Source organism: Brevibacillus panacihumi (assembly GCF_003710985.1).
In the GTDB taxonomy this organism is placed as follows: domain Bacteria; phylum Bacillota; class Bacilli; order Brevibacillales; family Brevibacillaceae; genus Brevibacillus; species Brevibacillus panacihumi.
In genome coordinates, this window is the sequence record NZ_RHHT01000032.1 from 74793 (window position 1) to 94480 (window position 19688).

Consider the following 19688-nt stretch of genomic DNA (forward strand, 5'->3'; position numbering starts at 1 on the left):
ACATTAGCCTCCTGGATTCGAAACTGGTGGTGATGAAGTCCCTGCCGCAGGTGTTTGTTGTGCAGGCTGTGTCGGTTGCTGACCAGGGACAGGCGCTGTAGGAGGTGTCTGTGTTTCAGGTGTTGCCGGTGTTGCCGGTGCAGCAGGCGGCGTCGCAGGCTGCTGGCCCTCAGGAGACCCTTCTGTCGGTGCTGCCCCTTCCTCGGACGGCTTCTCGGAGAATGGCTCGGGTATGCCCAGCTCTCCCTTCCCGACGTTCGATTTCAGAATTCTCATGACCTGTGCATAATGCTGTTGATGGATAAAGATCGGCACTTGCTCAAATGGCATCTCCAACGCGACGCCGCGAAACTGATCATCCGATTTGGCGACCATAGCGACTGGCACATCCTTCATGAATACCTCTGTGGTCGGTTTGCCATTCTCATTATGAGAAACGATGATATCCACGCGGTCCAAGGCCTCCAACTGCTGGTCGAAGACGATTTTCCCCGAGGCGTATACCGTGACGAGACGATTGTTCTGATCGCGCACCGTTGTCGCCGGCTTGATGATGTTTTTCGTAATGATGTTGCCCTTTGACAAAGGGACGACGGTAACCTGGTTTTTCAAGCTTGCTTTATCCGTAATGTACGAATCATCTGCAAACTTCTTCGGAATTTCTCTCGTGGTGATCTGGTCCGGCTGGATCAAGGAGCGTGAGGCAATATCCGTATTCGCTACGTAGATTTCCACCATTTCACCCAGTTGCGCATTCAGATCCTTGATTTTCTTTAAGAACAAAAAGCCTGCTCCTGCCGCCAGCAATATGGACAGCGCCAGGAAAATAATGGCCCTACGCTTGGATTCAAGCATATGATGATTCCCTCTCCTTAGGTAAACGCTTTTGTTTATAGGGTGGAGCCACATGAAATTTTACATGATCAACCTGCAAAAATCGCCACATTTACCGTAAATTTTTAGTTAATATGTCAAAATAAGGTAAAAGTCCCAAACGAAAACCCGACAACTCCTCCAGTAATCCCACTGGATGCCGTTCTTTTTGCTTAGTAATAGAAGGAAACCATCATCAAAAACATTGTTCCTGCAGCTATATACGGAGCCATGGGGATCTCCTTTTTGTTGCTCCTCTTCATGACTTTTGCCGCAATCATAATCGGGATTACGCAGAGTCCCGCGAGGAGGTACGTTAGTCCCATGACCAGCAGTCCTGCCTGCCATCCCAGTGCCGCTCCCACGACAGCAAACAGCTTGATGTCTCCTCCGCCTAATTGTCCTCTGCTGATGACAGCCATGACGAGCGTGATTCCTCCAAGTACGACGACGCCCAGCGCATACGAAAACCATCGGTCGGTATGGACAAACGCATGGTAAAGCAAAAAATAAGCGATCCCAGGCAATGTCACCCAGTCATAAATCATCTTGCTGCGCAAATCGGTGTAGACGGCAACACCCATGATGATCAGCATGGGAATGAAGACGTAGGCTGTCAGCAAGCACATCCTCCTTCCTACATTTGGGTTATGACGTCAAACTCACAGACGGACATTTGGCATAATTTGTTGCAATGGGACATAAAAATATTGGATTTTTTTCTCAGGAACAAGGACTTTTCACAGGCAGCCTGTCCGTCTGGCTGGGTGTAACGCCTTATCCGAGCACTTTGCGCTATATGGTCCGTCCCCAGACGGATCACCTGAACTCCGGACTGTGTTAGACTGGAGAATATGGAATGGAAGATTGAGGTAAAGGGGTTCTTTTGGATGAAGGATATGATGGGTTATGTTTTGATTGGAATAGGCACACTCTTTGTATTGGCGACCTACAGTGGCCTGGAAATGAAGATGGACGTCCTCTGGCCCGCGTTTCTGTTGATTCCGGGGATTGGTTTTCATCTGGTGTTCTTCATGAATCCGCAGCCCAAGCGAGCAGGCCTTCTCGTTCCCGGCGGCATCCTGCTGGTCTACGCGCCGCTGTTCTTCTTCAGCGCTCTATTGCTTGACGGCGACATGAGCAAGACCTGGCCTGTATTCCTTTTGGGCCCTGCCGTAGGTCTTTTTGAGCTGTACATCTTCGGCGGACGCAAACACGCCTTGTTGATTCCCATCTCCATATTGACCGTTGTCGCGTTCATCTTTCTGGCGTCAAACCTCTTGTCGACCCAGATCGGCGGAATCCTGGGGATGATTCTCATCGTTTGCGGAGGATTTATCTTGATTCGCAAAAAGCAAAGCGACACCCGCTTCTAGCAGCCACACCCGACTTCCCACTGCGAAGAAGCTCATCAGGAGGCATTCGCACAAAATGAACGAGCTAACACTGTTGTCCGAAGTCAAAGATCATGTCGCAACGAATCCAGTCAGCCTTTTGTTCATAAAAATGGCAAACTGCGGGGTATGCGACGCAACCTTGGAGAAAACGGTTGATCTGCTGCAAGCCTATCCGGAAATAGCGGCCGGCATGGTCTCCATCGAACAGATGCCTTCTTTGTCGGGTGAATGGCTTGTTTTCACGGCCCCCACCATCCTGCTGTTCGTGGACGGAAAAGAGGTGCATCGCCAATCACGGATTGTGGTGTTCGGCGAGTTGGAGAATGCCTTGAGAAGGGCAAAGAGGGTGCCCCCCAAGTAGGAAAACCTGCTTAGGCGGACACCCTCTTTTTTATCTTTGAATGAAGGAAGTTACCAGGCTGCGATACAACTGTCAGTACGCATATCTGTTCCTCCGACCAGTACCCCATGCTCATTTCGCCAGATGATCTGACCGCGGCCAAAGTAATTGCCCGGCTGCGCCCATTTAATCTCATGGCCTTTGCGCTCCAGCGCCAGGGCCAGATGCTCAGGGAAATGGCGCTCCAGTTCTACCGTTTTGCCTTCGAGCCACTGCCAGCGCGGCGCGTCGAGAGAGGCTTGCGGATTGAGATGGAAATCGACCGTGTTCATGACAACCTGCATATGTCCTTGCGGCTGCATGAACCCGCCCATGACTCCGAATGGTCCTACGGCTTTTCCATCCTTGGTCAGGAAGCCCGGGATGATCGTATGATACGTCCGTTTGCCCGGCTCCAGACGGTTATAGTGCTCAGGATTGAGCGAAAAGTTGTGACCGCGGTTCTGCATCGCGATGCCTGTATCCGGAATCACGACACCGGAACCGAAGCCCATGTAGTTGCTTTGGATGAAGGATACCATGTTGCCTTCATTGTCAGCCGTACACAGGTAGACGGTACCGCTTCCGTTCGGTTTGCCCACTTCTGGTGTCAACGCCTCGTCCCCAATCAGGGAACGTCTGGCAGCAGCATACTCGTCGGAGAGCAGCTGTTCAACCGTTACACCCATCTGTTTCGGCTCGGTAATGTAGTGCATGCCATCCGTAAAGGCTAGCTTCATCGCTTCAATCTGCTTGTGATACGTTTCCGTCAAATCCTTCGCTCCAACGTCGAACCCTTTCATGATGTTCAACGCCATCAGCGCGACCATCCCTTGACCGTTCGGCGGGATTTCCCACACGTCATAGCCGCGGTAGTTGACGCTGATCGGCTTCACCCACTCCGGCTCATAAGCCGCCAAATCCTCTTTGGTCAGGAAGCCGCCGCACTCGCGGGAGAACGCGTCGATTTTTTCCGCCAACTCGCCGCGATAGAAGCTCTCTGCATTCGTCTCGGCGATGAGGCGCAAGGTTTGGGCATGTGCAGGCGATTTCCAGATCTCGCCCGCTTTCGGGACACGTCCGTCCGGGGCAAAGGTCTTGAACCAATGCTCAAATTCTGCACCGGTGCATGATTTTTTAAATTTTTTGTAGGCCTGGTTCCAGTAGAAAGCCAGCGTCGGGGAGAGTGGATAGCCATTCTCCGCGTATTCAATAGCTGGTTTGAGCACTTCTGTCAAAGGCAGGCGGCCAAAACGCTTCGACAATGCCGCCCAAGCGCTCGGCGCACCCGGTACAGTAACCGGAGTCCATCCCAGCACTGGCATTTCTTCATGCCCTTTGGCTTTCACGGCGTCGATGGAAATGCTTTGCGGCGAAGGACCGCTGGCATTGAGTCCGTACAACTCGTCTTTTACCCAGACCAGAGCAAAAGCATCTCCGCCAATGCCGTTCGATGTCGGCTCTACGACCGTCAGGCAAGCCGCGGTCGCGATAGCTGCATCAACGGCATTGCCGCCTTTCTTCAATATATCCAAACCCGCCTGTGCAGCCAGCGGTTGAGAAGTGGCAACCATGCCATTTTTCGCGAAAGTCGTCATACGCCGGGATGCGTACGGGTATTCATGTGCATCGAATTGCGTCATCTTGTGTACCCCCAGTTTTTTCTAGTAAAACTCCTATCCGATAAAAAAGAAGCCGTAAGCCATCGCAACGATGATGACCAGCGCAGGATGCACCTTCCACGTCTCCAAAAGTAAAAAAGAAGCTACGCTCAAAATCCCTGTCTGCATCCAGCCGATGCCTTCGACGGCTCCCAGCAGGAATTGATACGTCAGGGTTCCCAACAACACGGTTACTACCGGACGAACGGATTGGGTCATCGCTTTTACTTGTGGCGCCTTGCGGAAAAGATGAATAAATTGAAGCAGCAAAATCATCGCAATAGCCGTTGGAGCGACCGTAGCGATCAAAGCGACCGCAGCGCCCGGCACTCCCGCTACTTGATAGCCGATATAGCCAGCCAGCTTCGTTCCGATCGGACTCGGCAACGCGTTGGCAACAGCCAGCACTTCCCCGAATTCCTGAACGGACATCCACCCGTATACATCGACTACTTCATTCTGAATAAGCGGAATACTCGGAGGGCCACCGCCGTACCCGAGTGTATTGGCGATAAAGAAGGCCCAAAACAATTGCAGATAAATCATGCCGCCCCCTCCTCGCTGTCCTTTTTCTTCCGTTTCCGGATGGACCAGGTTGTGTAAGCAAACGAGAAGAGGAGCGCGATTCCGACGACGAGTCCCGGATGCAGATCAAGGATGATCAACGCCAGGACAGACAGGGCAAGACTGATGCTGGCACCAGTTTTCGTAGATGCTCCCTGCCAGCCCTTTTGCAGGAATTCCCAGGTCATCACACCAGTCATGACTGCAATGACTGGCCCGATCGCCTGAATCATGCCGTACACACCTGGGGCGTCTTTATAGCGATAGATGACCTGCAGAAGCCCGATCATCAGCAACACCACAGGCATGACCACTGCGATATTCGCTACGAGCGCGCCCTTCCAGCCTTTTACCCGGTAACCGATATAGGCGGCAAGCTTGGTCGCAATCGGACCGGGCAAGGCATTCCCCAGAGCCAGATTGTCCGCAAAATCGTCATCCGTTACCCATTTGTACTTCTTCACACATTCTGTATGAAACAAAGGAACCATCGTCGGTCCCCCGCCAAAGCCAAAAATTCCGATTCGAAAAAAAGCGACAAACAACTGCCAATAAACCATACTGTACCTCCATCCTGACCCTACTTGCTAAGCAGCTCTCCCGATTGAACCAGGTGACAAGAGACCAACTGGCCAGCTCCGATGTCAGACAGGCTCGGTACCTTCGATTTGCAAATATCCGTTGCGTATGGACAACGCGGGTGAAAGGTACAACCACTGGGCGGGTTAGCAGGGCTTGGCAAATCGCCCGTCAGTAGGATCCGCTCCCGCTTTTGTCTTGGTTTGGCCACCGGTACCGCAGACAGCAATGCCCGTGTGTACGGATGGCTCGGATTTTCAAACAAAGTGCGCTTGTCGGCAATTTCGACAATCCGTCCCAAATACATGACCGCGATGCGATCGCAGAGATGTTTGACAACGGACAGATCATGCGAAATAAACATGAGAGTCAGATTAAACTCTTTTCGCAAATCTTTGAGCAAATTCAGCACTTGCGATTGAATCGATACGTCAAGCGCAGACACAGGTTCATCCGCGATGATCAGCTTAGGCTTGACGACCAGCGCGCGGGCAATCCCGATCCGCTGGCGTTGTCCCCCGGAGAAATCATGCGGGTGACGGTTCAAATGCTCTTTTCTGAGTCCTACAATCTCGATGATTTCCTCGATCGTTTTCAATCGTTCCGCAGGTGTGCCGATATTGTGGACCATCAGCGATTCCATCAAAATCTGCTTGATCGTCATTCGTGGATTCAGTGACGCGTAAGGATCTTGGAAGATCATTTGCAAGTCCTTGCGCATACGGCGCATTTCTTCTTTTGGCAGCTTCGCCAAGTCTTTGCCGTCAAACCAGACTTCCCCCGACGTTGGCTCCAGCAAACGGAGAATGGTTCGGCCAGTCGTCGATTTTCCGCAACCGGACTCCCCTACGATCCCCAGCGTTTCGCCCGGAAACACCTGCAAGTCAATGCCGTCCACCGCTTTTACATACCCGGTCGTCTTCTTCATGAAGCCGCCTTTGATCGGAAAATGCTGCTGCAGCCCTTTTACTTCCAATAGAGGTGTTGTCATGCCTGTCCTCCCTCCTCTGCGTACAGCCAGCAGCGGCATTTATGCCCCTCCAGCTGCAACAGCTCCGGTGCTTTTTCCTCACAAATCGGCATCGCCTTGGAGCAGCGGGGAGCAAAGCGGCAGCCTTTGGGCATCTGGTAAGCCAATGGCACGGAACCAGGGATCGTCTCCAGATACTCGCGTTCCTCCTCCAGATCCGGGATCGAATTCATCAGCCCGATCGTGTAAGGATGCTTGGGATTTTCAAACAAGGTCTCGACATCGGTCTCTTCCACTACCTGTCCTGCGTACATGACAATGACCCGGTCGCACATCTCCGCTACTACACCCAAGTCATGCGTGATCAGCATAATGGAAGTACCTGTTTTTTCTTTCAGATTACGCATCAGATCAAGAATTTGCGCCTGAATCGTTACATCCAGCGCTGTAGTAGGCTCATCCGCGATGATCAGCTTGGGATCACAGGACATCGCCATGGCAATCATCACGCGCTGACGCATGCCGCCTGACAACTGATGCGGGTATTCTCCGTAAATTTCCTCTGCTCGCGGCATTCCTACTGCTTTCAACATGGCAATCGCGCGTTCTTTCGCCTGTGCGCGGCTTACCTTGGTATGCAGAATGACCGCTTCCTCGATTTGTTTGCCAACCGTATGCAGTGGATTGAGCGATGTCATCGGTTCCTGAAAAATCATCGCGATTTCATTTCCACGCACGGTTTGCATCTCTTTTTCCGACAGCTCCAACACATTCTTGCCGTTGAAACGAATGCTGCCTCCCGAACTTCCGTTGGGGGGCAAAAGTCGCATGATCGAAAGGCTGGTGACACTTTTTCCGCAGCCTGATTCGCCCACGACGCCTAGCGTTTCGCCGGCCCGGATGGAGAAGTCGACGCCGTCAACAACACTGACGACACCATTGTCCGTGCGAAACCGGGTTCTCAGTTGTTCAACTTCCAAGATCGTCGTCATCTGCTCCACTCCCTTATTCTATTTACGCGACCGCGGGTCCAATACCTGCTGAAGTCCATCACCTAATAAGTTGAAGCCCAAAACCACCAGGAAAATGGCGATTCCTGGGTAAAATGTCGCATAAGGCGCAATTGACATCAAGCTTTGCGCATGGTTCAGCATACTGCCCCAAGAAGGCGTCGGCGGCTGTACCCCCAGACCCAGATAAGAAAGAGAAGCTTCCGCGATAATCCCCGATGCCATCGCCAACGTCGCCTGAATCATGATCGGATTCATCGCGTTCGGCAGGATGTGGCGGAAGATAATCCGCGCGTCTTTCACCCCGACGGAGCGCGCTGCCTGAATGTACTCCATGTTGCGCAAGGACAATACTTGACCGCGTGTGATGCGGACAAACGCCGGTGAAAAGCCGATCCCGATCGCCAGCATCGCATTCCCGAAGCCGGAGCCCAGTACGGCGGAAATGGCCAAAGCCAGGATCAAAAACGGAAACGCCTGCATCGCATCCACCGAACGCATGACGATCCACTCGTCCCAGAATCCTCGATAGTAGCCGGATAATAGGCCGATCGGCACACCGATCAGCATGGCGATACCGACAGAAATGAGTGCCGCCTGAATCGAAATGCGTGCACCGTATACAACGCGCGAGAAAATATCCCGCCCAAGATCATCCGTACCAAACCAGTGCTCATCGCCAGGAGGTAGTAAAATCTTGCTGTAATCTTGTTCATTCGGATCGAACGGGGCGATTTGTGGAGCAAAGATGGCGACAACAATCAGTGTCAAAATAATCAAAGCCCCGATCAGACCCAATCCGTTCCGAAGAAATTTGCGAAAGGTTTTCATTATTCGCCCGCTCCTTTCCCGGACTTGATCCGTGGGTCGATGACGGCGTACAGGATGTCGACGACCAGATTGACAAGCACGACCAGGATCGCCGAGACGAGAATGGCTCCCTGCACGGTGACGTAGTCACGTTTGAAAACAGACTCGACGATCAAGCGTCCGAAGCCTGGAATGGAGAAAATCGACTCCGTGATGACCAGGCCGCCCAGGAGACCTGCAATCATCAGACCGGAAGTAGTGATGACGGGAACCATTGCATTGCGCAGTGCGTGTCCCAGAATCGTGCGGGCCTCGTTCAAGCCTTTTGCTTTCGCGGTACGAATAAAGTCCATATTGACGACATCCAGCAGGGAGGAACGCAGCATCCGCATCAATACAGCGGACTCGCGAAGGCCAGTTGCCACACAAGGCAGGATCATCGCCATCAGGTTTTGCGCCGGATTTTCCGAAAATGGCACATAACCGGAAGACGGCAGCCATTGGTTTTCTACAGCAAAGAAAATAATCATCATCATCGCCAGCCAGAAGCTGGGGATACTCATCCCGCCCAAAGCGGCAAAGGTGCTCGTATAATCAACCCAGGTTCCGCGTCGAACCGCTGCCAGAATTCCCGCCGGAAAGGCGATCAGGATCGCTACGAGAAAGGTCCCAATCGTCAATTCTACAGTTGCGGGCAGCCGCTGTATGATCAAATCGATGACCGGTACTCTGTCCGTGATCGACATCCCCAAATCTCCCGTCACTACTTTTCCCAGCCAGGAAAAGTACTGCTCCACGATCGGCTTGTCCAGTCCAAGTTCTGTACGCAGTGCCTGATACGCTTCCGGTGTCGCTTCTTGGCCTAAAATGACCCGGGCAGGGTCGCCCGGGATCATGTGGATCAAGGAAAATGTCAAGATCGACACCAGCAGGAGAATCGGGATTGTCAACAACAGACGTCTAAGTATGAACATCATGACAATTCCCCCTCGCTCTAGCTGTTAACTTTGTTCTTGCTTATTGCTTGTCCAGTGTTGCAGTGCGGATCAGACCATCCGGTACAAACGTAAAGCCTGTCACCTTCTTGTTCATGCCGATCAATACATATTGGTGGTACAGATATGCATAGACAGCCTCGTCCTGCGATACTTTGATTGCTTCATCGTAGAGAGCTTTGCGCTTGCTTTCATCCTGCTCTGCACGAGCTTTCAGAATCAGTTCATCCAGCTGCGGTACGCTGATGCGTCCATAGTTGTTGCCATTGCCGGTTACGACGAAATCATGAACGTTGCCATCCGGGTCTTGACGGCCGGACCAGCCCAGTTGCATCGCCTGGAAGTCGCCCTTGCTGCCTGCTTCCAGCATTTGACCGTACTCTACTTTTTCCAGCACGACATTGATGTTGTGTTGTTTCAGCATGTTTTGAATCACAGCACCCAATTGTTCGTTTTCCGGAGAAGTGGAGATCAGCAACTTGAACTCAAAACCGTTCGGCTTTCCGCCTTTTGCCAACAGGTCTTTGATTTCATCCGCATTTGGGGCTACAGGCTTGTTCAGCTCTTCGTTGTACGCCAGGTTGCCTTTGGCAAAAGCAGTGCGGGCTGGAGCTGCGTAGCCGTTGAACAGAACCTTTACCAGCGCTTCGCGATCGATGGCACGATCCACAGCAGCACGCAGGTATTTATTGTCGAATGGAGCTGCCGAGTTGTTCAGATGCAAGCCTTGGTGTCCCATACCGGATTCTGCGATCAGCTGCAGGTTGGAATCGCCTTCGACCGCCGGGATTTCCTTCGTTGGCGTGTCATCAATGATGTCCAGCATGCCGGAACGCAGGTTTTGCACTTTCGCTGTTCCGTTTGTAAACACCTTGTAGTTCACTTCATCCAGCTTCACTTCGCCGTTCCAGTAGTTTTCGTTCTTTTTCAGGCTGACGCTGTCGCCTTTTACCTGTTTGACGAAAACGAATGGGCCTGTCCCTACTGGCGCGTTGAGGAAGTCGTCTCCTTTTTCTTTTGCTGCTGTAGGAGAGACCATCATTCCCGCGCGGTCTGTCAGAACGGAGAGGAATGGCGCGAACGGCTCTGTCAACTGAACAGTCACGGTGTCATTGTCCACCACGCTGACTGATTCCACGAATTTCAGATCGCCTTTGCGCTTGGATTTCTCCGTAGTCATGTTGCGATCGAAGTTGAATTTGACGGCTTCTGCATTGAAATCAGTGCCATCGTGGAACTTGATGCCTGTTTTCAGCTTGAATGTATAAGTCTTGCCGTCTGGAGATACTTCATAGGTATCGACCAGCATCGGCACGATTTTTCCATCTGGAGAAATATCGAACAGCTTGTCATACAAGCTCGCATACACCTGGCGATCATAGAGCGACGTGGAGATCGTCGGGTCCATCGAAGGCGGGTCTGCCTTCAGTCCGATATTCAGTACTTTCTTCTCATTGGATGGCGCCGGAGCAGCTGTGCCTCCATTGTTGCTGTCGCCAGGAGCGCTGCTGCCGCTGCCGCCGCCGCAACCGGTAACTAACAGAACCGTCCCCAGAACGGCACTTAATAATGTTTTGTTCATCTTCTTGGAAAACATAGTAATCCCCTTCTCTCTTTTTCTCTATAATCCGACAATTTTGAACAATAAAAATTGCTTGACTCCTCACCTCTCGAAAGGCATTCCCCCCTCCATTCGCACCTATCCGGTCATCGGATAAATTTGTACTTTGATTTAATAATTTTAAGCTCATTGATCACATTGACGCGGGTGACACCCGGTACCTTGTTCAGCTTGTTCATGAGAAACTGTGCCAGTTCTTCGTAATTTCTGACAAGGATCTGAATAATGAGCTGATAATCACCTGTCGTCAAGACGATCAGTCTGACCTCTACGATGTCATTCAGGGCCGCAACCACATCGTCCAGCTTGTTTGCCTCCACAGCGATCTGAATGAATGACTGGACATTCAGCCCTGCTTTGACAGGATTTACGATGCCTACCAGACTCAGGACACCCTCATCCTGCATTTGCTGAACGCGCATGCGGACGGTCTTCTCCGTCACGCCCAGCTCCTTCGCGATCGTCGTAAACGGAAGACGTGCGTTTTCCTGCAAGGCTCGGACAATGCCGTAATCAATATCATCCAATTCCGAATAAAGCGATCTGCGAAACAATTCTTCCATCTACGCACCTTCCCCAGTTCGTCTTTAAATGCCATTAAAAATGCGCGAGATCAGTCTCAAAAAACAAATTTGAGTCGAATTACGTTATTTGTTAGATACTATAATACGAATTTCGACAAACATCAACCCTTATTCTGAAAATTTGAGTTTGAAAGCATTTTCAATTTTATGCTGACAGTATAAAAATGTAAGGTTCCCTGCAAGCAACTCACTCTGCTCGCAAGGAACCTTCTCGTGTGACCCATCTAGTATTCGATTCGTTCTCGTGATGCTGCCCACGCTTCGAACGGCGTTTTTCCTTTTAAAGGCTGCAGCTGTTCAAACGGAATCGAGCGATTTTCATAGGGCAGCTCGATCTCTCGATAGATGAAATGGTCGTCGAATCCAACCTGTGCTGCGTCTTCCTTCGTGCCTGAAAAGTAGACCTTGCTCGGCCTCGCCCAGTAGATGGCCCCCAGGCACATCGGGCAGGGCTCGCAGCTCGTATACAGCTCGCAGCCTGTCAGTTGAAAGCTGCCCAGATTCTTGCAGGCATCGCGGATCGCCTGTACCTCCGCATGGGCTGTCGGATCATTGGTGGCCGTTACCTCGTTGCGCCCTGTGCCGACGATTTGTCCATCCCGCACGACAACCGCTCCAAAAGGCCCGCCATGACTGCTTAATACGTTCTCCAAGGCAAGCGCAATCGCCTTGTCCATCCATGCATGCTGCGACATCTGATCTCCTCCTCGCAGATTCCTCTATCATCTTATGTTTCTCCATCCGGATAAAAGAACAAACCTGCGAGGGCAAGAATCAGTCCGTCACCTGTCAGCGCTCAAACTTCGCATCAGGACAAAGCCCGCTTGATATGGAACAGATAACGGTTGCGGATAATCCAGAAATAGATCGTCTGGACAACGACGAAACTGATCAGCACGATGGCAGTCGGCTTGACGACAGACGCGATCAGCATGAGCTTCAACAAGCTTTGCAGCGAGACGAACGCCACGATGCTATGCGCGATCGCGACCAGAATCGGCACGAAGAACAACATCGCGATCTGAATGGTCACGATTCGGGTCAGCTCACCCTCGGTCATGCCGATTTTGGATATCGCGCTGTACCGGCGCTTGTCATTTTCCAGATCCGTATACAAGCGAAAATAGAGGAAGCTGGCTGCTGCGACAAAAAATAGAACACCGACGAACAACCCGATGAACAGCGCGGTATTCGCCATCTGTTTTAAGGAATGGTAGGCAGGGGCCCGCGTAGTGAAGTAGTATTGTTCTTCTTCACCCAATCGGCCGATCTCTTCCTCCAGGCTGATGCTGATCGCCTTCGTTTCCTTCCAATTCGGCACATTGTAGCCAAAAAGCGTTTCTTCCTCCAGGCCCTGAAGACTGTCGTATACCGCATCCGGCACCACTGCCAATCGCTCAAAGCTCAAGCCTCTCGTCAGCGGAACGACGGAAGGATCTGTCTTCACGGTCAAGCTGCTGTCCCCTACCTGAATGGTTGGACTATCCACGCTATCTCCAACCCAGCGTACGAACAGGAAGATTTCCCGCTCACCCAGTGAAATCTTGTCCGCGGAATCTGCTTCATCCGCAAATGTGTTGTAGTCTGTCAGCCTCACGACACCGATATGCTCGCCGTTTACCTTTTTCGGCAAAACCCTCATGTGCAATGAGTGCTTTTCATAAGAAAAACCCGCCTTCTGCAGTTCGCTCTCCAGCATGGACAAATGCTTTTGCTTATCCGGATTGTCCCGTTTGGTCTGGTATTCAAAAGCAAACGGATTCGTCCGCACTACGGTTTCCTGGATCGAGCCGGCAAGTGCCGCCAGGGTCCCGACCGCACAAAAAGCGACAGTAGAGACGATGCAAACCAGGAAGAACATGCGCGCATTGTCTTTCATCCGGTATCCCATGTCAGACAGCGTCAGCAAATTGGTCTTTTTCCAGAAAAAGGAACGCCTTTTCTTCATCGTACCAATCAAAAAGACGCTCAACTGGGTAAACAACAGGTACGTTCCGCCGATGGTCATTGCTGTGACAGGCAGAAGCAAGAGCGGTACATACATGCCGTCTGCCAACAGCGCCAACAGATAACTGACGCCCAATAAACCTGCCGACAATACCGATAGTGTGATCGACGCTTTCGGCTCTGTTTTCGGACGCTGGCTGCCTTGCAGCAATTCCAGCAAGCTGCGTTTGCGCAAAAACAGGACTGTAAAGATCGAGATCGCCGCAAACAGGACCAAAAAGGCGACAGCCGTCAGCACGATCGCTTTCCATGGCCAATAAAAGGGCAGAGCCTGCACGTCGAGTAAAAACCCGGCGAATTGAAAGAAAAGCTTCCCCAGCACCATCCCCAGGATGATTCCAAACAGGATGGAAACCACGCCGATGAGCATATTTTCCATGAAGATGAGCAGGTTGCGCTGCAAGGGTGTCATCCCGTGCATGAACAAAATCCCGAACTCCTTCTCCCGCTTCTTTAAAAAAGCCCCGACACAGTAAAGCAGGAAGAAAAAGGCGAACAGGAAGATGACGTATTCGGCGACCATCATTCCGGTCGCTACGGATGCGTTAATCTCCTCGTCCACAATACCCGGGTGAAAAATAAACATCGCATAGACGAAGAAAATCATCACAGAAAACACGCTGCTCAAGAAAAACGCGGCATAGGTGCGCTTGTTGCGGGTGACGTTGTTAAACGCGAATTGTCGAAAGGTCATAGGTGTTCCCTCCCAAAAACGACAACGCGTCAATGATCTTCTGGAAAAAGGCCTGCCTGCTCTCTCCGCGATACAATTCATTGTGGAACTGTCCGTCCTTGATAAAGATCACGCGGTGACAGTAGCTGGCAGCCATGGCATCATGCGTCACCATCATGGTCGTCACCTGATCCGCTTTGTTGATCGCCTCCAGCGTCTCCATCACCTTGCGCGAGGATTTGGAGTCGAGGTTTCCAGTCGGCTCATCCGCCAGCAGCAGGGAGGGCGAGTGGATAATCGCCCGAGCGATGGCTGCACGCTGCCGCTGTCCCCCTGACACCTCGTACGTGAATTTTTCCAAAATGTCCTGAATTCCAAGCTTCGTCGCCACCGCATGCAGCTTTTCCTCCATCACATGCACGCTCTCGCCGTCCAGAGTCAAGGGGAGAACAATATTTTCACCCAGCGTCAGCGTATCCAGAAGGTTGAAGTCCTGAAAGACAAAACCCAGCTCTCTGCGCCGAAACAAAGCCAGCTTCGCTTTTTTCAAGAGATGGGGATTGGTGCCGTTGAGCAGCACTTCACCCGAGGTAGGAATATCAATCGTCGAGATCATATTTAACAACGTGGTTTTTCCGCTGCCCGAAGGCCCCATGATTCCCACGAACTCGCCTTTATTGATCGAAAACTCTATATCTGTCAAAGCGCGGTAGGTTACTTTCCCGCCGTATATTTTGCTCAAGCTTTTTACTTGCAGCATCTCCATCCGATTTTGCCTCCTTCGTCATCCTGCCTCTACTATAAGAAGGCAATGCCTTTCAAGCCATCGAATTAACTTTCAACCAGCTTACGATCTTGTAAGGTTCGGCACAACGGCTGACAGGACAATCCGGACGGTCGTCCCCATGTCGACGGTCGATTCCAGCTCGACCCCATGATTGAGCCGATTGCAGATTTCCTTGACCAGATAGAGCCCCATCCCGGTAGACTCGGCATATTTGCGCCCATTTTCCCCCGTGAAATACGGCTGGAAGACACGGCGGATGTCTTCGCGCGGAATGCCGATGCCGTAATCCTGGACCTCCAGCACCACCTGCGAGCCCCGCTCATAGGCGCGGATGGTGACCTTGCTGCTTTTTCCTGCAGAATAGCGGACGGCATTCACCAGCAATTGATTCAGTACAAAGGAGAGCCACTTCTCATCGGATTCCGCTCGCCACTTCTCGTCTACTTGCAATTCCGGATATACCTGATTACGGATAAATAGCCGCTTGTTTTCTCCCACAGCCTGCGATACCAAGGTGCGCAGCGTCACCGGCTCAATCAAAAAGTCCTGCTCGAACCGATCCAGGCGGGCGAGATACAGGACGGTTTCCAAACCGCGCTTGAGCCGATCCAGCTCTTCTCGTACGCTCTCCGCCTTGGCGCTGTCGTCATCCTGCATCAGCAGATGAATGACGGACAAGGGCGTTTTCATCTGGTGCACCCACTGCTGAATGAAGGTGATATGGTCTCTTTGCTTGTTCTCATAGGCGTGCAGCTCCGCTTTGTACAGCCGGTACTGCCCGAGGCAATTCTCGTCCATTGCCCGGCACAAAGGGGCGTTCCCATTCGTCTGGGTCAGCTCCTCAAGCGAGAGGACCGGGTTGCTGAGGCGCTGGTAGATCGCCCGATGCGTCAAATACCGGCTCAGCAAAAATCCTCCTGCAAAAAAGATAGACAGGAACATCGCATAAATCATCAAGGAGGGATTCCAGTATCCGTCCAGCGCAAATATCAGCAACAGCAATATTAGCTGAACGAGGAAGAAGACGGCAAATGCCCATTGATCCCGTAAAAACAATTTCATGCCTGGTCCTCCCAAGTCGCCTTCAAGCGATAGCCGGAACCACGCACGGTCTCGACCGCTCCTTCCAGCCCCATATCCTTCAATTTGGCCCGCACGCGGGTGATATAGACGTTAAGCGTATTTTCATCTACAAATTGCTCGTCCCACAGCTTTTCCAGCAAACGCTCCCGGCTGACGACACGCGGATGCTGCTTCATCAGCGCCTCCAGCAAGAGCGCTTCCTTTTTGCTGAGCTCGATCCGCTGGTCATGGATTGCAAGCTCCATCCGCTCGATGTACAGCTTGAGTCCGGCGACCTCCACCGTCCGCTCCCCTTCCTGCGGCGCGTACATTCCATAAGCGCGGCGCAATTGGCTGCGGATCTTCGCCAGGACCACATCATAGTCAAACGGTTTGGTGATGTAGTCATCCGCTCCATTCTCCAGTGCCATCACCTGGTCCATTTTGCTTTCCCGAGCAGAGATGAACAGGATCGGGCAGTTGGAGATCTGACGCATTTGCCTGCACCAGTAGAAACCGTCGAACTTGGGCAGGTTGACGTCCAGCAGGACCAGGTCGGGCCGCTCAGCAGTAAATAGCTCCATAACGCGATCGAATTGTTCGATGTTCACGATGCGATAGCCGTACTTCTCCAATTGACTTTGCAGCAGCTGATTGATTTTTGGATCATCTTCCACAATCATGATCGTTGACATTGCAGCGTCTTCTCTCCCCTCAACTATCCTCATCCCTTAATGATACTGCGAATCCCGGTAGACGCCAACCTGTCCCAAGTCTCGGGCAAATCAAATAGGATGGAGCATCCTCCATCCTACGCTTCTGCTTTCATGATTTGCTGCAGCTTCCGAATGCCGCGGAAGTGCAAAATTTTTACAGATGCCTCCGTCTTGCCCAGAATCTCTGCGATCTCATTCATCCGCAGGTCAGCCAGATACCGCAGGCTGATGACATTGCGCTGGTCCACTGTCAGGTTATGTACCTGCTTCCAGAGACCTTCTGTCGTCTCCTGGGTCAGCAGACTTGCTTCCGGCAGTTCGTCTTCATCCGTCGCCTTGATGGAGCTGAACATCTCCTGATCCACCGGGCACTCCCGCTTCTTGCGCAAGTAATCGATCAACGTGTTGTGCGCAATCCGAAAAATCCAGGCGCCAAATGGATGACGGCGATCATACTGCTCCAGCTTGGAATAAACCTTGATAAACACGGTCGTGGTCAAATCCTCCACGTCCCATACATTTTTCACGCGGTAACGAAAATAGCGATGTATTTTTTCAGCGTACTCTTCGTAGATTTGCTGATGATCTAATTGCGGATATACTCTTGCTGTACTCATGGCATTCATGGTTTTCACCCTCGATCTCCTGTTTCCTCATTCTTGACTTCATTCTAAAAGAGAATGGGTCAGGGAACCATCGAGTTAACTTTCAGGAACCTTACACTTTTGTAAGGAATCCTTTTGCTTAACGTAAGCTAACGGTTTGGACGTTGCTTTGTCGTGGATGTTGATTCACTCAGGAACTCGACGATTTGCTGTTTATGAAGACTGTCGTGTTCGATAAATTCTTTGATGATGTATGCCAGCGAATAGAGGGTTCCGGTATGAGGTTAAAGGGTGACCAGGCAAAGCTGGTCGAGGAAAAAGGGAAAAAGAACGAAAGGCATTTGGGGTCTTAACCCAGGCGGAATGGAAAAGGCGGAACACGGTTTCAGCGGCCAACCCTGATACACTTCCTAGAATCGGCTGCTTTTGGCCGCGGTTCCGCCTTTGGAGTGGAGCCGTCCCTGTCCAACCCTCAGCAAAGATCCCAACCCGCCTGGAGTGTTTTTCCCTTTTTCCTCCGCTCCACGAAAGCCGGTGGACCACCAAACTAAAAAATACGGGTGATTTTCCAACGGCTTGGGTTGCAGTAAATATTAGATGAAAAAAGGACGCTCCCGATTACTTAGATTGGGGGCGTTTTGCTGTTATATTACTCAGGCCAGTCAAGGAAATGACAGGCACCTGTCTCCCTAACCGGGATGAAAGGGATTCAATCTTTCACGTTAAAATATAGATGCCCAGAGCGTTGTTATCCCCTCAGTTCCGACCCATCCAATGAGCCCAAAGTAGAGAATACTGATAACAAAAAACGTATGACCTGCGAGCACGAGCAAACCGTCCCGTTCCAAAGTCCCAAGGCTTAAAAAAAGGACCGCATATGCGGGGAACGAATTGGTTAATGGCACTGGGACCGGAGCTGTTAATAATACACCACTAACCATCATGATTCCTATATGACATTGACGAAGAAAGGATGATGTAAAGACGAACTCCCAGCGCGGCTTTATTTTTCTTTCCATCCTCATAATCCAAGGAAGGATTTTATTCTTCACTTTCTCGATTGCAGCTGGTGCCAATTGAATGTTCCCAAACCTTCTTGGAATCGAGACAGGCCGCTGAAGAAGGAGCTGCCATGAGACAAGCGCAATTAGAATGCCAAAGGGTGTGCTGGTTCCTGGAATGGACACCCCAAACAAAAAAGGGACGGTTAGGAACGCGAGTCCAACCAGAATCCCGCGTTGCCCTAATTCATGAAGAAAATTATTCAAGGTAATGCCATTGGATGGGATCGAAAGGTTTTTGAGCATCGTCGAAAAAGAAGTTATTTCTTTCATTGGTCAAATCCCCATTTCCACACATTGTCGTTTCCACAAAACGGAAAAGAAAAATAGAAGGGAGCCGTGTTAACCGGAAAAAGGCTGGTTCACATTTTCTTTTACAACCCTAAATTTTCAATTCGATTTAACAGACTAATAACATCGTTTATGGTTTTTAAAATTTGCGTATTCTCGATATTATCCAAAACGATATTCCCGTTATCCACCAAAGCGTTTATTTCATCCAGCAGAGTTTGGTTTTTCATTACCAATTGTTCATGGATGCTTTCAGCAATAGCAGGGACTTCGGTCTTATTGAAGTCAGATATGTTTGTTTTTAAATCGTTCAATTGACTCTCCAGCTCTTTCATGGACTCTGGACTAAGAGCTGCATCTTTGAACATTTGCGGTGCCTCTTCCGCAAAATTACTCAGCATATCTACCTGTTCCTTGACTTCCTTTGCATACTCCAGTGAATGATTGACTTCCTCTGAAAGAGAGCATGCACTTAACATGAATGCTGATAGAAGAACAACGATTAGCATTACCTTCTTCATATGCTCCACTCCTTTTTTCATTTGATAGAGAACCCTCAGACAGTCTTCGTTCACCAACTTTCATTCAAAAATAAAAATGACCTTCACCCTGTTCATCAGGTAAAGGTCATTGAAATATTATTAACCTTTACCAAATCCGTATGGTAAAGGTCTCGCTAACAACATAATGTTGCCAACAAAGCCGAGGTATAAACCTGAATTGACGACTTTGCTGTACCAGCTACTCCCCTTTAGAGGAATATTCATTTACAAGGTCATCATACATCCCCTCAAGGTTTTAGTCAATGATTTTCTTGAGACTGGAGAAACATCGGCAGTTTCGCGACCACACTTACGCAAACGCTTGTTCGGTTTTTAAATGGCAAAATGCCCCCAACGGAATTGGGGGAGTCTTGTCCAAAGATAGATATTGATTCGTTTTGAAGGTACAGGGAGACCCGGCAAAGCTGGTAGAGGAAAAAGGGAAAAAGAACGGAAGGCATTTGGGATCTTAACCCAGGCGGAATGGAAAAGGCGGAACAC

At 50.8% G+C, this 19688-nt stretch carries 20 protein-coding genes and 1 pseudogene; 2 read left to right on the forward strand and 19 right to left on the reverse strand.

The genetic code is table 11. The features are described 5' to 3' along the window. Window positions 1-3: 3 nt before the first annotated feature. Window positions 4-855, reverse strand: a complete 852-nt coding sequence (gene cpaB / locus EDM58_RS16305) for a Flp pilus assembly protein CpaB (protein WP_122914284.1) — start codon at window positions 853-855, stop codon at window positions 4-6. 191 nt (window positions 856-1046) lie between these two features. After that, entirely contained in the window at window positions 1047-1496 is a 450-nt protein-coding gene (locus EDM58_RS16310) for a prepilin peptidase (RefSeq protein ID WP_246000796.1), read from the reverse strand. Between the two features lie 267 nt (window positions 1497-1763). Between EDM58_RS16310 and EDM58_RS16315 the strand changes: the two genes are divergently transcribed. Next, window positions 1764-2249 (forward strand): hypothetical protein, encoded by a 486-nt coding sequence (locus tag EDM58_RS16315; RefSeq protein ID WP_122914314.1) that lies wholly within the window; start codon window positions 1764-1766, stop codon window positions 2247-2249. A gap of 55 nt (window positions 2250-2304) precedes the next feature. Beyond that, a complete protein-coding gene (locus EDM58_RS16320) occupies window positions 2305-2631 on the forward strand; it encodes a thioredoxin family protein (protein ID WP_122914286.1) in 327 nt (108 codons plus the stop codon). Between the two features lie 50 nt (window positions 2632-2681). Here the strand turns inward: EDM58_RS16320 and ggt are convergent, their stop codons facing one another. From ggt to EDM58_RS16405, 17 genes and pseudogenes are all read right to left on the reverse strand, one after another. Then, entirely contained in the window at window positions 2682-4292 is a 1611-nt protein-coding gene (ggt, locus tag EDM58_RS16325) for a gamma-glutamyltransferase (protein ID WP_122914287.1), read from the reverse strand. Window positions 4293-4325: 33 nt separating this feature from the next. After that, window positions 4326-4856, reverse strand: coding sequence for a chromate transporter (locus EDM58_RS16330; protein ID WP_122914288.1), 531 nt, complete (start codon window positions 4854-4856; stop codon window positions 4326-4328). Next, window positions 4853-5434: a chromate transporter gene (locus tag EDM58_RS16335; RefSeq protein ID WP_023556617.1), complete on the reverse strand. Its 582-nt coding sequence runs from the start codon at window positions 5432-5434 to the stop codon at window positions 4853-4855. The genes EDM58_RS16330 and EDM58_RS16335 overlap by 4 nt, the downstream gene beginning before the upstream one ends. A 20-nt stretch (window positions 5435-5454) precedes the next feature. Beyond that, window positions 5455-6444 (reverse strand): ABC transporter ATP-binding protein, encoded by a 990-nt coding sequence (locus EDM58_RS16340; protein ID WP_122914289.1) that lies wholly within the window; start codon window positions 6442-6444, stop codon window positions 5455-5457. After that, window positions 6441-7415, reverse strand: a complete 975-nt coding sequence (locus tag EDM58_RS16345) for an ABC transporter ATP-binding protein (RefSeq protein WP_122914290.1) — start codon at window positions 7413-7415, stop codon at window positions 6441-6443. The genes EDM58_RS16340 and EDM58_RS16345 overlap by 4 nt, the downstream gene beginning before the upstream one ends. A gap of 18 nt (window positions 7416-7433) precedes the next feature. Then, window positions 7434-8264: an ABC transporter permease gene (locus EDM58_RS16350; RefSeq protein WP_023556620.1), complete on the reverse strand. Its 831-nt coding sequence runs from the start codon at window positions 8262-8264 to the stop codon at window positions 7434-7436. Next, a complete protein-coding gene (locus EDM58_RS16355; RefSeq protein ID WP_122914291.1) occupies window positions 8264-9220 on the reverse strand; it encodes an ABC transporter permease in 957 nt (318 codons plus the stop codon). The genes EDM58_RS16350 and EDM58_RS16355 overlap by 1 nt, the downstream gene beginning before the upstream one ends. A 40-nt stretch (window positions 9221-9260) precedes the next feature. Beyond that, entirely contained in the window at window positions 9261-10835 is a 1575-nt protein-coding gene (locus EDM58_RS16360) for an ABC transporter substrate-binding protein (RefSeq protein ID WP_122914292.1), read from the reverse strand. Between the two features lie 110 nt (window positions 10836-10945). Beyond that, a complete protein-coding gene (locus tag EDM58_RS16365) occupies window positions 10946-11422 on the reverse strand; it encodes an Lrp/AsnC family transcriptional regulator (RefSeq protein ID WP_122914293.1) in 477 nt (158 codons plus the stop codon). 245 nt (window positions 11423-11667) lie between these two features. Beyond that, a complete protein-coding gene (locus tag EDM58_RS16370) occupies window positions 11668-12138 on the reverse strand; it encodes a nucleoside deaminase (protein ID WP_122914294.1) in 471 nt (156 codons plus the stop codon). 113 nt (window positions 12139-12251) lie between these two features. Then, complete coding sequence (locus tag EDM58_RS16375) at window positions 12252-14144, reverse strand: FtsX-like permease family protein (protein WP_122914295.1); 1893 nt, start codon at window positions 14142-14144, stop codon at window positions 12252-12254. After that, window positions 14119-14889: an ABC transporter ATP-binding protein gene (locus EDM58_RS16380; RefSeq protein ID WP_023556626.1), complete on the reverse strand. Its 771-nt coding sequence runs from the start codon at window positions 14887-14889 to the stop codon at window positions 14119-14121. Before EDM58_RS16380 ends, EDM58_RS16375 begins: the two co-directional genes overlap by 26 nt. Window positions 14890-14954: 65 nt before the next feature. After that, a pseudogene (locus tag EDM58_RS16385) lies at window positions 14955-15972 on the reverse strand (sensor histidine kinase). Continuing rightward, window positions 15969-16667 carry a response regulator transcription factor gene (locus EDM58_RS16390; RefSeq protein ID WP_122914296.1) on the reverse strand — a complete coding sequence of 233 codons (699 nt, stop codon included), beginning with the start codon at window positions 16665-16667 and terminating at the stop codon, window positions 15969-15971. Before EDM58_RS16390 ends, EDM58_RS16385 begins: the two are co-directional and overlap by 4 nt. A 116-nt stretch (window positions 16668-16783) precedes the next feature. Next, window positions 16784-17305, reverse strand: coding sequence for an RNA polymerase sigma factor (locus tag EDM58_RS16395; RefSeq protein WP_122914315.1), 522 nt, complete (start codon window positions 17303-17305; stop codon window positions 16784-16786). Between the two features lie 710 nt (window positions 17306-18015). After that, window positions 18016-18627 carry an exopolysaccharide biosynthesis protein gene (locus tag EDM58_RS16400; protein WP_122914297.1) on the reverse strand — a complete coding sequence of 204 codons (612 nt, stop codon included), beginning with the start codon at window positions 18625-18627 and terminating at the stop codon, window positions 18016-18018. A gap of 101 nt (window positions 18628-18728) precedes the next feature. Further along, window positions 18729-19166 carry a DUF6376 family protein gene (locus EDM58_RS16405; RefSeq protein ID WP_122914298.1) on the reverse strand — a complete coding sequence of 146 codons (438 nt, stop codon included), beginning with the start codon at window positions 19164-19166 and terminating at the stop codon, window positions 18729-18731. Window positions 19167-19688: the final 522 nt, after the last annotated feature.